This window comes from Roseateles sp., assembly GCF_019237615.1.
Lineage (GTDB): Bacteria > Pseudomonadota > Gammaproteobacteria > Burkholderiales > Burkholderiaceae_C > Pelomonas.
Map to the genome: position 1 here is coordinate 1 of NZ_JAFAGT010000040.1, position 15134 is coordinate 15134.

Here is a 15134-nt window from a genome sequence, read left to right on the forward strand (position 1 = left end):
TGGGCGCCATTGGACGCCTCAGGAGGCTCGCCGGCTCAAGCCTAAGCCGAATCGCACGCCGACGCGCCGACGCCGCCAGCCGTCACAGCGAGAGCGCCGTTCGCGGGCTCGATGGAGAAAACGGATTTTGCAGGGCCGACTACCTACTGGGCTGGAAGGCGTACTTCGGCATGGCGCAAACCCCAGGAGTCTGGCGAAGGCTGCACGCATGGCTGCGCCATCGCCTGCGGGCCATCCAACTCAGGCAATGGGGGGGCAAGCACGATCTACCGGGAACGCAAAGCCCGCGGCGCCGCGCGAACCGTAGCGAAGCGGATGGCGGGCAACAGCCGGAGTTGGTGGCGAAACAGTGATGGTCTGCTCAGGACGGTGCTGACCATCGGCTACTTCGACCGGTTGGGCCCGCCCGGCTCTCATGACCTCAAGCTCTCGAACCGCCCGGTGCGGACCCGCATGCCCGGTGGTGTGGGAGGGGCGGAACCGACAATGGCCCCCCTGTCCCGATGCTCGCTAGCATGCGGGCCTCTGCACCAGGAAGCTCCATGACCAGCACGCCCGCGCCCTACCTCCCCGACCACCTCGGCATCGTCGTCACCGCCAATGCAGGCGGGGAGGTGCAGGGTGAGATGCCGGTGCGGCAGCAGCTGATGGCGCCCAACGGATTCCTGCATGCCGGCAGCGTCGTCACGCTGGCCGACAGCTGTGCCGGCTACGGCTGCCTGGCCCACCTGCCGGCTGGCGCCGTGGGCTTCACGACCGTGGAGCTGAAGTCCAACTTCCTGGGGACCGCGCGCGACGGCACGGTGGACTGCGTGGCGCGGCTGGTGCATGGCGGGCGCACGACGCAGGTCTGGGACGCGGTGGTGACGCACCGCGAGACGGGCAAGACGATGGCCCTGTTCCGCTGCACGCAGATGGTGCTGTACGGGAAGTAAGCTCAGCGCGCCTCTGGCGGGAACACCACCCGGAAGCGCTCGCAGACGACCGGCATGGTGGCGCTGGGCACGCGATCGATGCGGGCGCATTCGCCGGCAAAGAACTCGGTGTGCAGGACCCGCCACGACGCCAGCGTGCCGTCGCCCTCGCCCTCGGCTCTCGCAAAGTCCTCGGGCACGGCATCGAAGGGGAGAACGTCCACCGCGGTCGTCTCGATGATGCACAGCGGCTCGCCGGCCCAGGACGTCACGATGCTGAGATCGCCGCAACGGGGCTGCGGCCTCTTCTCGAACTCGTAGACCCAGGCCAGGCTGGCGGTGGCCCGCTTGGCGCCGGTGAGCACCAGCTCGGCCAGCGTCGCGGCCAGGTGCTCGCTGCCGCCGAATGCGAAGGCTTCCAGGAACCGATGGCGATCAAGCGCAACCTGCGCCCGCTCGGCAGCGGCCCAGAAGGCTTCGTAGCGGCTTGGAATCCCCATGGTCGGCAGGGCAGCGTTTCGTCGCGCCGCGGGCCGGCGGCCGCCTTAGGCGGCCAGGGCCGCCAGCAGCTTGTCGTGGATGCCGCCGAAGCCGCCGTTGCTCATGCACAGCAGATGGTCGCCCGGCCTGGCGGCCTTGACGACCGCCTTCACCAGCTCATCGACATCGGCGCCGACGACGGCCTGTGCGCCCATGGGCGCCAGCGCCTCCCTGGCGTCCCAGCTCAAGCCCTGCTGGTTGCAGAAGGCCAGGTCGGCCTCCTCCAGTGCCCAGGGCAGTTGGGCCTTCATCGTGCCCAGCTTCATCGTGTTGGAGCGCGGTTCGAAGATGGCCAAGATGCGCTCGGCCGGCGCGATGCGGCGACGCAGGCCGTTGATGGTGGTGCGGATGGCGGTCGGGTGGTGGGCGAAATCGTCGTAGACCTTGATGACGCCGCCTTCACGTCTCACTTCGCCGCGCAGCTCCATGCGGCGACGCACGTTCTGGAACTCGGCCAGCGCGGCGGCGGCTTGCTCGGGCGGCACGCCCACATGCTCGGCTGCGGCGATTGCCGCCAGCGCGTTGAGCTGGTTGTGTTCGCCGATGAGGCCCCACTCGACGCGCGCGACCTTCAGGCCGCCGCGCAGCACATCGAAGGACTGCGGCTCGCCGCGGGCCCGCAGCATGCCGGCCTCCTCCTTCTTGGCGCCGAAGCGCTGCACCTCGCTCCAGCAACCGCGCGCGATGACGCGCTGCAGCGCCTCCTCGCGGGCGTTGACGACGAGGCGGCCGCTGGCCGGCACCGTGCGCACGAGGTGATGGAACTGCGTCTCGATGGCGGCCAGGTCGGGGAAGATGTCGGCGTGGTCGTGCTCGAGGTTGTTCAGGATGGCCGTGCGCGGGCGGTAGTGCACGAACTTGCTGCGCTTGTCGAAGAAGGCGGTGTCGTATTCGTCCGCCTCGATGACAAAGGCCTTGCCCTCGCCCAGGCGTGCCGACACGCCGAAGTTCTGCGGCACGCCGCCCACCAGGAAGCCGGGCTTCAGGCCGGCGTGCTCCAGGACCCAGGCCAGCATGGACGTCGTCGTCGTCTTGCCATGAGTGCCGGCCACCGCCAGCACATGACGGCCCTGCAGCACATGCTCGGCCAGCCATTGCGGGCCCGAGACATAGGGCAGGCCCGCGTCGAGGATGGCCTCCATCAGCGGAAAGCGCTCGCCGCGTGTGACGACATTGCCGATGACGAAGACGTCCGGCTTCAGTTCCAGCTGTTCGGCGCCGAAGCCGGTGATGAGTTCTATGCCCAGCGCCTCGAGCTGGGTGCTCATGGGCGGGTAGACGTTGGCGTCGCAGCCGGTCACGCGGTGGCCGGCCTCGCGCGCGAGCGCCGCCAGGCCCCCCATGAAGGTGCCGCAGATGCCGAGAATGTGGAGATGCATGTCAGCGCAGGGCGGTGCGTGCGGCCGCCAGCGTCGCGTCGATGTCCGCCGCGCTGTGCGCCGCCGACACGAAGCCCGCCTCGTACAGGGCCGGCGCGAGATAGATGCCGGCATCCAGCATCGCGTGGAAGAAGCGGTTGAAGCGCTCCTTGTCGGTCGTCATGACCGTCGTGTAGTTCTGCGGCAGCTCTGGCAGCAGGAAGAAGCCGAACATGCCGCCCTCGGAGTCGGCGCTGAAGGGCACGCCGTTCTCGGCGGCCACGGCCTTCAGGCCATCGACGAGCTGGCGCGTCTTGGCGGACAGCGACTCGAAGAAGCCGGGTTTCTGGATCTCGCGCAGCGTCGCCAGGCCGCAGGCCGTGGCCACCGGGTTGCCCGACAGGGTGCCGGCCTGGTAGACGCCGCCCTGCGGCGCCAGATGCTGCATGACCTCGCGCTTGGCGCCGAAGGCAGCCAGCGGCATGCCGCCGCCTATGACCTTGCCGAAGGTGGAGATGTCAGGCGCGAAGCCGGGGATGAGCCGGGCGTAATGAGCCTGCGCGGAACCCAGGCCGACGCGGAAGCCCGTCATGACCTCGTCCAGCACCAGCAGCGCGCCATGCTGGGTGCACAGGCGCCGCAGCGCCGTCATGAAGGGCAGCGATGCCCGCACGAAGTTCATGTTGCCCGCGATGGGCTCGATGATGACGCATGCCAGCTCATGGCCTGCCTCGGCGAACGCGGCCTCCAGCTGCTCGACGTTGTTGTATTCGAGGACGACCGTGTCCGCCGCCGCACCGGGCGTGACGCCGGCGCTGGTGGGGTGGCCGAAGGTGGCCAGGCCCGAACCGGCCTTCACGAGCAGCGCGTCGGTGTGGCCGTGGTAGCAGCCCTCGAACTTGATGAACTTGTGCCGGCCGGTGGCGCCGCGCGCCAGGCGGATGGCGCTCATCGTCGCCTCGGTGCCGGAGCTGACCAGGCGCACCTGGTCCATGCTGGGCACCAGCTTCAGGATCTCTTCTGCCAGTTCGATCTCGCGCTCGGTCGGCGCGCCGAAGGAGAAACCCTCGATGGCCGCTCGCTGCACGGCCTCCAGCACGGCCGGATGGCCGTGGCCCAGGATCATGGGCCCCCAGGAGCCGATGTAGTCGATGTAGCGCTTGCCTTCGGCGTCGACGATGTAGGCGCCCTCGCCGCGGGCGATGAAGCGCGGCGTGCCGCCGACGGCGCGAAAGGCGCGCACGGGGGAGTTCACGCCGCCGGGAATGACGCGGGCGGCACGCTCGAAGAGCTCGGAATTGCTGGCCATGAGAGGGAAATCAGGAGGTCAATGCATGCGCCGCGGCGTTTTTGGCGGCTGCTCTGGTTCGGGATCGGGCTCGAAGTCGGGCGGCTCGCCGCCGTCCTCGTCCGCCGCGGGCAAGGCCCAGAAGAAGCGGTCGGGAATGACGTTGCCCATGCCGGGGCGGAAGCCCGCGTCCAGCGACTGGTCGAGGAAGGACAGGGCCTCGCTGACGGCCGAGTGCAGCTCGGCGCCCACCGACAGCAGCGCCGCCAGCGCCGCCGACAGCGTGTCACCCGCGCCGACGAAAGCGGTCTCGAAGCGCTCGAACTTCTCGCCGGTAATGGGGCCTTGCGCGTTGGCCAGCACGTTGTCCACGTACTGGTTGGGCAGTTGCACGCCGGTCACCAGCACATGCTGGGCGCCGGCCTGTGCGGCGGCCACCGCCAGCTCGCGCGCCGAGGGACTGCGTTCGCTGTCCCAGTCAGGCAACAGGAAGTCGGTCATGGTCTTGTGGTTGCCCACCAGCACGGCCGTCTGCGGCAGCACCAGCTCGCGCAGCGCGTCCAGGTAGCTCTGCTGCTCGTCCTCGTCGATCCAGGCGACCGAAGGCAGGTAGGTCACCAGCGGAACGTCCGGGTAGTCGCTCAGCACCTCGGCGACGGCGCTGACCGCCTCTGCATTGCCGAGGAAGCCGACCTTCCAGGCCGTGATGGGCACGTCCTCCAGGATGTGGCGGGCCTGTTCGGCGACCGTGTCGGCGTCGAGGTTCTCATGCTCGAAGACCTCGGCGGTGTCGCGCAGCACGATCGCGGTGACGACGGGCAGGCAATGCGCGCCCATGGCCGCGATCGTGGCCACGTCGCCGGCCAGGCCGCCCGCGCCGGAGGCGTCGCTGGCGTTGAAGCTCAGCACGCAGGCCGGCGGCGGGCTTTCCTGTTCGTCTTGGGGGGCATCGACCTCGGGGTCGGTGGGGTTGGGTGTTGGGCTCATGGGGAAGTCATGGCGGGCGCGGACGAGGAGCTGCCGCAAAGCGTGGAGTCTGCCGCTAAAAGGGCGCTTGCGAGACCCTGGGCACAGGCGTTTGCCCTCAGCATTGCGCTCTCGGGCCCTGGCTAGAATGATTTGATTGTAGTGAGCAAACTCTGAGCACCGTGAGCGAACCCAGTACCTGGATGTGCCTGATCTGTGGATGGATCTATGACGAAGCTGCGGGCGATCCCGAGCATGGCATTGCGCCCGGCACGGCCTGGGCCGATGTCGACATGAACTGGACCTGCCCCGATTGCGGCGCACGCAAGGAAGATTTCGAGATGGTGCGCATCTGACCCTGCCTCACAGGCGGCCGAATGGGCCTGGCCTCGAGCTGAAGTTCCCAGGAGACGACGTTTGAACGAGCAAGTTTCCGGTGCGGGACCCACCCGCATCCTGGTCATCGACGACAGCAACACCATCCGTCGCAGCGCGGAGATCTTCCTGAAGCAGGGCGGTCACGAGGTGGCCCTGGCTGAGGATGGCTTCGATGCGCTGGCCAAGCTGGGCGACTTCCATCCCGATCTCGTGTTCTGCGACATCCTGATGCCGCGTCTGGACGGCTACCAGACCTGCGCCATCATCAAGCGCAACCCGCAGTTCTCGGGAGTGCCGGTAATCATGCTGTCGTCGAAAGACGGCCTCTTCGACAAGGCCCGCGGACGCATGGTGGGCTCGCAGGACTACCTGACCAAGCCCTTCACCAAGGACCAGCTGCTTCAGGCGGTGCTGCAGCACCGGCCCTGAGCGGCGCCCATCGAGAGAGAACCGCCATGAGCATTCACAACATCCTGCTGGTCGACGACTCCAAGACCGAGCTGCACGCGCTGTCGGAGATGCTGGGCAAGCGCGGCTTCAATGTGCGCACCGCCGAGAACGGCGATGAGGCCATGAAGCGCCTGGCCGAGGCCAAGCCCGACCTGATCCTGATGGACGTTGTCATGCCCGGCCAGAATGGCTTCCAGCTGACGCGCGCCATCACCCGCGACGAGCGCTACGCCGGCGTGCCCGTGATCATGTGCACCAGCAAGGGCCAGGAAACCGATAAGGTCTGGGGCATGCGCCAGGGCGCCAGCGACTACGTCGTCAAGCCCGTCAAGGCCGAGGAACTGCTCGCCAAGATCAAGGCCCTGGGCTGATCCCGTGATGCAGCCCGCACGCTCAGTTCGCTTATCGCTCCCCGAAGGGGCAAATCAGCGCCTTCCGGCGGCCGGGCGGCGTTGATGGCCAACAAGACCGCCCTCCGCGAACTGCAGCAGCGCCTGGCGGAGCGCATGCAGGCGGCGCGCGAGCAGACGCTGATCGCGAACTGGCTGGCCGTGGAATGCGCCGGCGTGGGTCTGCTGTTCTCGCTCAAGCAGGCCAGCGAGATCTTCGCCCCCGTGCCCATCAAGGCGGTGCCCTATGCCAAGCCCTGGCTGGCCGGCGTGGCCAACCTGCGCGGCGGCCTGTTCACGGTGGTCGACCTGGCCGTGTACCTGGGCTTGCGAGACCCCGCGCCCGGCCGCGCCGTGCCGACGCAGAGCCGCCTGGTGTCGCTGGGCAGCGACCTGAACCTGAACTGCGCGCTGCTCGTGGACCGGCTGGCCGGCCTGCGCAGCGACGAGCAGCTGCCGCTTGCCACCCAGCAGCCGGCCGGGCCATTGCCGCGCTTTGCCGGCGCGCTGCACCGCGACGAGGCCGGACGCCCCTGGCAGGAGATCAATCTCGAGGCGTTGTCGCGGCAGGAGGACTTCCTGCACATCGTCGCCTGATGCGCGCTCTGTTTCCAAGCTTCATGCCGCGCGCGAGCGCGGACATCACAAACACTGAAGGACGAGGGTGAGATGAGCCTGCTGGACAAACTCAGGGGAAAGCCCGAAGCCGATGAGCAGCCGCTGGTGCCACCGGAAAGTGTCGACACGACCCTCGATTCGCGCGCCAACGCTGGCTTCGATGCCGGCCACCATGCCGACTCCACCCTTGTTGGCGACGAGATCCACACGCGCGCCGAGATGCCGTCCATCATCTCGCAGGCCCTGCCATCCGAGCCGGGGCCGATCAGCGAGTTCCCGCCCAGCGGCGCGATGAGCTTCGCGCCGACGACGCAGGCGGCCGACCCCACGCAACTGCCGCCCGCGGCCCCCGCAGGGAAGCCAGGCGGGTTCTTCGGCCGCCACCGCCAGCGCGTGCTGACGGGCCTGGTGGCGCTGGGTTTCATCGGCACGGCCGTCTCCGTCAGCCTGGTGCTGGCGTCGTCCAACCGCAGCGCGGCGCAGGTGCGCGCCTCCGGCCAGGCGCTGATGCATTCGCAGCGCATGGCCAAGTCCGTGTCCGCGGCACTGGTCGGCAACCCGGCAGCCTTCGCGGAGCTGCGCGAGTCGGTCAGCACGCTGAGTGGCGTCGTCAACAACCTGAGCACCGGCGAGGGTGACCTGGCCATCGCGCCGGCCGCCGTGCAGCCGACGCTGGACACCCTCAAGCCACTGGTCGAGCGCGCGGAGAAGAACGGCAAGGTCGTGCAGGCGCAGGAAAAGATCCTGACCCAGGTGGGCCAGGCGCTGCGTGCCATCAACCGCCAGTCCAGCGACCTGCTGGAAAGTGCGGAGGCCGTGTCGTCGCAGGCCCTTCAGATCGGCTCCTCTGCCGGCGAGGTCTCCGCGGTCGGCCAGCTCGTCATGCTGACCCAGCGCATCGGCAAGAGCGCCAACGAGTTCCTGACCCAGGAGGGCGTCAGCCCCGAGGCCGTGTTCCTGCTCGGCAAGGACTTGAATTCCTTCAAGCTCATCACCGAGGCCCTGATCAGCGGCAGCCCCGAGCTGCGCCTGAACGCCGCGCGCGACCCGCAGCTGAAGGAGCGCTTGCAGACCCTGCTCAAGCAGTACGAGCAGACCCGCACCCAGGCCTCCGCGATCCTGGGCAACCTGCAGGGCCTGGTGTCTGCGCGCGAGGCGCAGACGGCCATCCTGAACGACTCCGAGCCACTGCGCAAAGGCCTGGAGCAGGTCGCCGGTGAGCTGGAGAAGTCCGGCGGTGCCGGCTGGGGCCTGATCCTGGCGCTGGCGCTGTCGCTGATTGCGCTGGTCGCAGGCGCCGTCGGTTTCCTGCGCCTCTTCGTGGCCGACCAGTCCGAGCGCGCGGCGCTCGCCGAGGCACAGAAGCGCGAGGCCGAGGCGCAGGAGCAGGAGGCCAAGCGCGTCAACGACGCCAACCAGGCGGCCATTCTGCGGCTGATGAACGAGCTGGCCAGTGTCGCCGAGGGCGACCTGACGCAGCAGGCGACGGTGACGGAGGACATCACCGGCGCCATCGCCGATTCAGTGAACTACACGGTGGAGGAGTTGCGCAACCTGGTCGGCCAGGTGCAGGCCACGGCCGCCCGCGTGACGGACACGACCGGCGCGGTGGACCAGACCTCCACCGACCTGCTGGCCGCCTCCAAGGAGCAACTGCACGAGATCCGAGCGACCGGCGAGGCCGTGCTGGGCATGGCGAACCGAATCACCGAGGTGTCCGCCCACGCGCAGACGACGGCCGAGGTGGCGCGCAAGAGCCGTCAGGCCGCTGAGCAGGGCCTGTCCGCGATGCAGAACAACATCGCCGGCATGAACGCCATCCGCGACTCCATCCAGGAGACCTCCAAGCGCATCAAGCGCCTGGGCGAGTCGTCGCAGGAAATCGGCGAGATCACGGAGCTGATCTCGGACATTACCGAGCAGACCAACGTGCTGGCCCTGAACGCCGCCATCCAGGCCGCGTCCGCCGGCGAGGCGGGCCGCGGCTTCTCGGTGGTTGCGGAGGAAGTGCAGCGCCTCGCGGAACGCTCCGGCGACGCGACGCGCCGAATTGCCGCGCTGGTCAAGACCATTCAGACCGACACCCACGACGCCGTGGCCGCCATGGAGCGCTCGACGCGTGGCGTGGTGGAGGGTACGCAACTGTCCGACGCGGCCGGCAAGGCGCTGGAAGACATCGACAGCGTGTCGCGCCAACTGGACCAGCTGATCGTGCGCATCTCCTCGCAGGCCCAGCAGGAGGCGGCGCATGCCAACGACGTGGCCTCCAACATCCAGCACATCTTCGCGGTGACGGAGCAGACCTCGGAGGGCACGCGCTCCACCGCCCAGATGGTGCATGAGCTGTCCCGCTCCGCCGAAGCGCTGCGTACTTCCGTGTCCCGATTCAAGGTGGCCTGACCGGCCCCCCGCACCGAGCAGAAAGCCCACCGCATGGACAGCTCCCTGCGCGACTCCGAATTCCCGGTCGACCTCAGCCCGCTGGCCTGGGTCCAGGAGGAATTGCGCCGTTCCCTGGAGTCGGTACACAAGACCCTGCGCCGCCTCGTGCGCGATGGCGGCGACAGCCGGCTCGCCGCCTTTGGTGCCGATGCCCAGCCCAGCGCGCCGCTGCAGCAGGCAGCGGCCCAGTTGCACCAGGTCAGCGGAGTGCTGTCCATGGTGGGCCTGCCGGCCGGCGCCGGCGTGCTGCGAGCCGCCGAGATGGCCGTGGCCCGACTGGCCGAGCGGCCGCTGGAGATCGAGGCCAGCACCGTCGACACCATAGAGCGGGCCGACTTCGCGCTGCTGGCCTATGTCGCCCGCCTGCTGGCCGGCAACAAGGCCTCGCCGCTGTCCCTCTACCCGAGCTATCGTGCGTTGCAGCAGCTCAACGGCGTCGAGCGCATCCACCCGGCCGACCTGTGGCCCTTCGACTGGACCTGGCGCAGCATCCCGCTGGAGGCCGGTGCGCCGCCGCGTTCACCCGAGGCCGTGCGCGCGCCCTTCGAGGCCGCGCTGCTGCGCCATATGCGCGAGCCCAGCTCCACGCATGCGGCCAACCTGTCGGGCCTGTGCGCCGGCCTTGCCGCCGCGCTGCCGGAGGGCACCTCGCGTACTTTGTGGCAACTGGCCGCCGCAGTCTTCGAGGGCCTGGCGCTGAAGCTGCTGGACAGCGACGCGTATACCAAGCGCCTGGGCTCCAAGCTGCTGCACGAGCTGCGCAAGGTCGGTGCCAGCGGCCAGGGCGACCAGGCGGACCCCGCGCGTGAACGCCTGGCCCAGGATCTGCTCTTCTTCTGCGCCCAATGCCGCGTCAGCCAGGGCGCCGGCCCGCGCCTGACGGCCGTGCATGAGGCCTACCGGCTGACCGACGAGCAGGCTGGCGACTACGAGGACGCCAGCCTGGGCCGCATCGATCCCGCCTGGGTCGCGCAGGCCAAGCGCCGCGTGCTGGCCGCCAAGGAGGGCTGGTCCAGCGCTGCCGAGGGCGACCAGCACCGGCTGGGCGGCCTGGACGAGCAGTTTGCCGCGCTGGCCGACTCGCTGACCCGGCTCTTCCCCAGCGGAGAGGTGCTGGCCCAGACGCTGCAGCGCGCTGTCGTCGCGACGCTGCGCTCGCGTGCGGCGCCGCCGCCGGCCTTGGCGATGGAGGTCGCCACCAGCCTGCTTTACGTCGAAGCCGCGCTAGAGGATGCCGCCTTCGACCAGCCTGACCAGGCCGACCGCGTGCGCCGCCTGGCGCGCCGCGTCGAGGCCGTCGCCCATGGGCAGGCGGCGGAGCCGCTGGAAGACTGGATGGAGGACCTGTATCGCCGGGTCTCCGACCGCCAGACGCTGGGCAGCGTCGTGCACGAGCTGCGCGCCAGCCTGGCGGACATCGAGCGGCAATGCGACGAGTACTTCCGCAGCCCGACGCAGCGCGAGCTGCTGATCCCCGTGCCGGGACAGCTGCAGGCCATGCGCGGCGTGCTCAGCGTGCTGGGCCTGGACCAGGCCGCCCAGGCCACCGTGCGCATGCGCGACGAGGTCGACGGCCTGGCCAACACCGAGATCGACTTCAACCGCCCTGGTGCGCGCGATGTCTTCGAGCGCCTGGCCAACAACCTTGGCGCCCTGGGCTTCCTCATCGACATGCTCAGCGTGCAGCCGGCCCTGGCCAAGCGCATGTTCCGGTTTGACGAGGCCACGGGTCGTCTGGACGCCGTCATGGGCCGCCGCGAAGGCGCGGTCGAGCTGCCCGACTTCGAGGCCAGTGGCTTCCACGTCGACCTCGACGCCGAGCCGCCGGCCTCGCCCGCATTGGAGGCGACGCAGCCCCTGCATGTCGATCTGGGCAGCATGGACCTGCCCGACCTCAGCTTGCCCGACGTCGACCTGTCGCAGCCCGCGCCGGTCGTCGCGCCGCCGGCGCCCAGCGTCGCCGACGACCCGGAGATGCGCGAGATCTTCCTGGAGGAGGCTGACGAGGTCATCGCCAACGCGCGTACCGCGCTGGCCGAACTGCGCCAGCAGCCGGCCGACCATGGTCAGCTCACCGTCGTGCGCCGCGCCTTCCACACGCTCAAGGGCAGCGCCCGCATGGTGGGCCTGGACGACTTCGGCGAAGGCGCCTGGGCCTGCGAGCAGCTCTACAACGCCCGCCTCGCCGAGGCCGGCCCGCAGGCCGATGCGGCCCTGCTGGGCTTTACGGCCGAGGCACTGGACTATTTCGACCATTGGCGCCAGCAGATTGCCGGCACCGCGCCTGGCCACAGCCTGCCGGACCCGCTGCGCCGCAGCGCCGATTCCCTGCGCCTGCAGGGCCAGCCCCTGCCGCTGCACTGGCCTGCGCAAGCCCCGGCCATGGCACCGATGCCGGAGCCCGCCGAGTCCGCCGAGCGGGCCGAGGCTGCTGCCGAAGTGGTCGAGATGGAGGCGGCGCTGGCGCCCGACTTCGTGCTCGAGCTGGACGCGCCGCCCGCCGAGGTGCCGCTGCCGGTGCCGGAGGTGACGCTGGACCTCGACGCGCCCGAATGGCTGGACGACGAGCCCACCATGGACCTCGCCGCTGCCCTCGACGTGCCGGCCGAACCGCCGCCCGCGCCGCCAAGGGAGGAGCAGACGCTGGCCAATTTCGGCGTCATCCTCGACCTGGACCATGAGCCCGATGCCGTCGTGTCGGTCGATGAGGCGCTGGCTGAAGCGCCGCCCAGGCCGGAGGAGGTCACACTGGCCTTGCCACGGCTGGTGGTGGACAACGCGGCGACACCTGAGCCGGCGCCTGTGGACCCGGAGGAGGGCTTCAAGCTCATCGGACCGCTGCGCATCAGCATCGCCCTCTTCAACATCTTCTTGAACGAGGCCGACGAGCTCTCGCGCAAGCTGTCCATGGGCCTGGCCGAATGGGCGGCCGAGCTGAACCCGCGGGTGCCGCCGAACTGCGAGGCCCTGGCCCATGCGCTGGCCGGCAATGCGGCGACGGTTGGCTACGAAGAACTGTCCGCGTTGGCTCGCGAGCTCGAGCATGCACTGGGCCGTGCCCAGCGCGCCGTGCGGCACGAGGAGGCAGAAGCCGAGCTGTTCGTGCGAGCCGCCGACGACATCCGTCGACTGCTGCACCAGTTCGCAGCCGGCTTCCTGAAGCCAAACGATCCCGAGGTCGTCAGCCGCCTGCATGCCTACGAGCCGCAAGAGGAGTCGCTCACTGCCGCCTCCGAGCTGGACGGACTGCCCGTCGAAGCCGTCATCGCGATGCCGTTGGATGAGTCCATCGAGTTGACCGAGTTTGTCGAAGCCGCACCAGAGCCGCTGCTGGGCGTGGAGCCCGCACCCGAGCCCGAGCCCGAGCCCGCACCCGAGCCCGAGCCCGAGCCCGAGCCAGGCTTGCCCGACAACATCGAGCCCGACCTCTATCCCATCTTCGAGGAAGAGGGCCGCGACCTGCTGCAGCAACTGCACGGCGCGCTGCGCGACTGGCTGGCCCATCCGGGCGAGCTGGGCCGCTCCGACGCCTGCATGCGTGCCCTGCACACCTTCAAGGGCGGCGCTCGCCTCGCTGGCGCCATGCGTCTGGGCGAGCAGGCCCACCACCTGGAGTCGGCCATCGAGGCGCTGCTGCGTGCCGGCAGTGCCGACCACGCTCAGGTCCAGGCGCTGCAGCATGAGGGCGATGCGCTAGAGCATGCCTTCGAGGCTTTGGGCCGCAGCCTGACGGCCGCCGCATCGCCGCCAGCGCCCACAACCGTCGCACCACCACCACCTGCGCCGGCAGCCCGGCCCGTGGTCCCGGTCCCGGTCCCGGTCGAGGCGTCGCCGGCCCCGCCCGCCACGGCCGACAGGCCTGCCGAGCCGGCCCGCGAGATCGACTGGAGCCGCTTCACCGATGGCGCCGAGATCGCCGCCGGCAGCGACAACCTGGCGATCGGCCTGGCTCAGGTGCGCGTGCGCGGCAGCCTGCTGGAACGCATGGCCACGCAGGCCGGCGAGGTCAGCATCCGCCGCGCGCGCATGGAGTCCGAGCTGGCCCAGATGAAGAGCGCGCTGCTGGACCTGGACGACAACCTGGAGCGTATGCGCACCCAGCTGCGCGAGCTGGAGCTGCAAGCCGAGGCCCAGATGCACACCCAGCAGGAGCTGGCGCAGCAGGGCGGCCGCGAGTTCGACCCGTTGGAGTTCGACCGCTACACCCGCTTCCAGGAACTGACACGCATGCTGGCCGAGTCGGTCGGCGACGTTGCCACGTTGCAGCGCGCGCTGGGGCGCAACGTGCAGACCGGCGAAGACGAGCTGGCCGCGCAGTCGCGGCTGACGCGCGAGCTGCAGGACGACCTGTTGCGCACCCGGCTGGTCGAGTTCGACTCCGTCGGCGAGCGCATGCACCGCGTCGTGCGCCAGGCTGCCCGCGACGGCGCCAAGCAGGTCAGGCTGGAGATAACCGGCGGCCAGACCGAGCTGGACCGTTCGGTGCTGGAGCGCACGGCCGGCGCTTTCGAGCACCTGCTGCGCAACAGCGTCGCCCATGGCATCGAGTCGCCCGAGGCGCGTGCCGCGGCCGGCAAGGACCCGGTAGGCACGCTGCGCATCGACGTCGGCCAGCATGGCAACGAGGTGCTGCTGAACTTCTCGGACAACGGCGCCGGCCTCAACCTCGCCCGCATCCGCGAGCGCGGCCTGCAGCTGGGCCTGATCTCGCCCGACGACGCGCCCGACGAAGCCCAACTGCAGCGCCTGATCTTCGCGCCGGGCTTCTCGACGGCCAGCCAGGTCACCGAACTCAGCGGCCGCGGCATCGGCATGGACGTCGTGCGCGCCGAGGTCGGCACGCTGGGCGGCAGCATTGAAACCACGTCGACGGCCGGGCAGGGCACCAGCTTCCTGCTGCGCCTGCCGTTGACGACGGCGCTGACGCAGATCGTGCTGCTGCAGAGCGCGGACCAGGTCGTCGCTGTGCCGGCGGCGCTGATGGCCTCTGTGCAGCGCGTGCCGGTCGAGGCGGTCGAGCAGGCCTATGCCACCGGCAAGCTGCAGCATGGCGGTGTCGAGATGCCGTTCTACTGGCTGGGCGGCCTGCTGGGCCATGTCGGTCGTGGCCACACCCACGGCCGCCATGCCCACGTCGTGCTCGTGCGCAGCGCCCAGGCGTCGCTGGCCCTGCATGTGGACGAAGTCATCGGCAACCAGGAAGTCGTCGTCAAGAACCTCGGCGCCCAGCTCAACCGCGTGCCGGGCCTGGCGGGCATCAGCCTGCTGGCCTCTGGCGACGTGGCGCTGATCTACAACGTCGTCGCGCTGGCCGACTGGTATGGCGTCGAGGCCCGGGCACGCATGGTCGCGGCCCAGGCGCAGTCGTCGGCCCCGCTTCAGGCGGAGCCGGTGGCCGAGGTGGTGCTGGCACCGCTGGTGCTGGTCGTCGACGATTCACTGACGGTGCGCCGTGTGACGCAGCGTCTGCTTGAGCGCGTCGGCCTGCGCGTCATGCTGGCCAAGGACGGCCTGGACGCGATGGAGAAGCTGGCCGGCGACGAGTTGCCCGCGGTGGTGCTGTCCGACATCGAGATGCCTCGCATGGACGGCTTCGACCTGGTGCGCAACATGCACGCCGATGCGCGGCTTGCCGGCCTGCCGGTCATCATGATCACGTCGCGAATCGCGCAGAAGCACCGCGACTACGCTGCCCAGCTCGGCGTGGACCACTATCTCGGCAAGCCCTACGACGAGGACCACCTCCTCGGCCTGATCCAGCAGTACACCCAGCGGACCGTGGCGGCCTAGC

At 69.7% G+C, this 15134-nt stretch carries 12 protein-coding genes; 8 read left to right on the forward strand and 4 right to left on the reverse strand.

Annotated elements, in window-relative coordinates; all coding sequences use genetic code 11:
- Both JOY88_RS23090 and JOY88_RS07090 read left to right on the forward strand, forming a co-directional pair.
- Positions 1–353 (forward strand): group II intron maturase-specific domain-containing protein (locus tag JOY88_RS23090; RefSeq protein ID WP_367269790.1); only part of this gene is annotated, 353 nt, incomplete at its 5' end.
- 189 nt (positions 354–542) lie between these two features.
- Positions 543–935, forward strand: coding sequence for a PaaI family thioesterase (locus JOY88_RS07090; RefSeq protein ID WP_293501535.1), 393 nt, complete (start codon positions 543–545; stop codon positions 933–935).
- Positions 936–937: 2 nt separating this feature from the next.
- On the opposite strand, the gene JOY88_RS07095 is transcribed toward JOY88_RS07090, so the two are convergent.
- From JOY88_RS07095 to thiD, 4 genes are read right to left on the reverse strand one after another with little or no spacing between them, the layout of a single operon-like run.
- Entirely contained in the window at positions 938–1414 is a 477-nt protein-coding gene (locus tag JOY88_RS07095; RefSeq protein ID WP_293501537.1) for an ASCH domain-containing protein, read from the reverse strand.
- Positions 1415–1459: 45 nt separating this feature from the next.
- Positions 1460–2833: a UDP-N-acetylmuramate:L-alanyl-gamma-D-glutamyl-meso-diaminopimelate ligase gene (gene mpl / locus JOY88_RS07100; protein WP_293501539.1), complete on the reverse strand. Its 1374-nt coding sequence runs from the start codon at positions 2831–2833 to the stop codon at positions 1460–1462.
- A 1-nt stretch (position 2834) separates the two neighbouring features.
- The gene (gene hemL, locus JOY88_RS07105) at positions 2835–4121 is read right to left on the reverse strand and encodes a glutamate-1-semialdehyde 2,1-aminomutase (RefSeq protein WP_293501541.1); all 1287 of its coding nucleotides are present in this window, start codon (positions 4119–4121) and stop codon (positions 2835–2837) included.
- 18 nt (positions 4122–4139) lie between these two features.
- A complete protein-coding gene (thiD, locus tag JOY88_RS07110; RefSeq protein WP_293501543.1) occupies positions 4140–5087 on the reverse strand; it encodes a bifunctional hydroxymethylpyrimidine kinase/phosphomethylpyrimidine kinase in 948 nt (315 codons plus the stop codon).
- A 182-nt stretch (positions 5088–5269) separates the two neighbouring features.
- On the opposite strand from thiD, the gene JOY88_RS07115 reads away from it, so the two are divergent.
- The 6 genes from JOY88_RS07115 to JOY88_RS07140 all read left to right on the forward strand — a co-directional run bounded on the left by JOY88_RS07115 (position 5270) and on the right by JOY88_RS07140 (position 15133).
- Positions 5270–5422: a rubredoxin gene (locus JOY88_RS07115; RefSeq protein ID WP_056199756.1), complete on the forward strand. Its 153-nt coding sequence runs from the start codon at positions 5270–5272 to the stop codon at positions 5420–5422.
- Positions 5423–5483: 61 nt separating this feature from the next.
- A complete protein-coding gene (locus JOY88_RS07120; protein ID WP_293501545.1) occupies positions 5484–5873 on the forward strand; it encodes a response regulator in 390 nt (129 codons plus the stop codon).
- A 26-nt stretch (positions 5874–5899) separates the two neighbouring features.
- Positions 5900–6265, forward strand: a complete 366-nt coding sequence (locus JOY88_RS07125) for a response regulator transcription factor (protein ID WP_293501547.1) — start codon at positions 5900–5902, stop codon at positions 6263–6265.
- Between the two features lie 84 nt (positions 6266–6349).
- Positions 6350–6880: a chemotaxis protein CheW gene (locus JOY88_RS07130; protein ID WP_293501549.1), complete on the forward strand. Its 531-nt coding sequence runs from the start codon at positions 6350–6352 to the stop codon at positions 6878–6880.
- 72 nt (positions 6881–6952) lie between these two features.
- Positions 6953–9301, forward strand: a complete 2349-nt coding sequence (locus JOY88_RS07135; RefSeq protein ID WP_293501551.1) for a methyl-accepting chemotaxis protein — start codon at positions 6953–6955, stop codon at positions 9299–9301.
- Positions 9302–9334: 33 nt separating this feature from the next.
- Positions 9335–15133 (forward strand): hybrid sensor histidine kinase/response regulator, encoded by a 5799-nt coding sequence (locus tag JOY88_RS07140; protein WP_293501553.1) that lies wholly within the window; start codon positions 9335–9337, stop codon positions 15131–15133.
- Position 15134: the final 1 nt, after the last annotated feature.

Coding starts and splice junctions, on each gene's coding strand:
- JOY88_RS07090 (WP_293501535.1), top strand. CDS start 543: ATGACCAGCACGCCCGCGCCCTACCTCCCCGACCACCTCGGCATCGTC.
- JOY88_RS07095 (WP_293501537.1), bottom strand. CDS start 1,414: ATGGGGATTCCAAGCCGCTACGAAGCCTTCTGGGCCGCTGCCGAGCGG.
- mpl (WP_293501539.1), bottom strand. CDS start 2,833: ATGCATCTCCACATTCTCGGCATCTGCGGCACCTTCATGGGGGGCCTG.
- hemL (WP_293501541.1), bottom strand. CDS start 4,121: ATGGCCAGCAATTCCGAGCTCTTCGAGCGTGCCGCCCGCGTCATTCCC.
- thiD (WP_293501543.1), bottom strand. CDS start 5,087: ATGAGCCCAACACCCAACCCCACCGACCCCGAGGTCGATGCCCCCCAA.
- JOY88_RS07115 (WP_056199756.1), top strand. CDS start 5,270: ATGTGCCTGATCTGTGGATGGATCTATGACGAAGCTGCGGGCGATCCC.
- JOY88_RS07125 (WP_293501547.1), top strand. CDS start 5,900: ATGAGCATTCACAACATCCTGCTGGTCGACGACTCCAAGACCGAGCTG.
- JOY88_RS07130 (WP_293501549.1), top strand. CDS start 6,350: ATGGCCAACAAGACCGCCCTCCGCGAACTGCAGCAGCGCCTGGCGGAG.
- JOY88_RS07135 (WP_293501551.1), top strand. CDS start 6,953: ATGAGCCTGCTGGACAAACTCAGGGGAAAGCCCGAAGCCGATGAGCAG.
- JOY88_RS07140 (WP_293501553.1), top strand. CDS start 9,335: ATGGACAGCTCCCTGCGCGACTCCGAATTCCCGGTCGACCTCAGCCCG.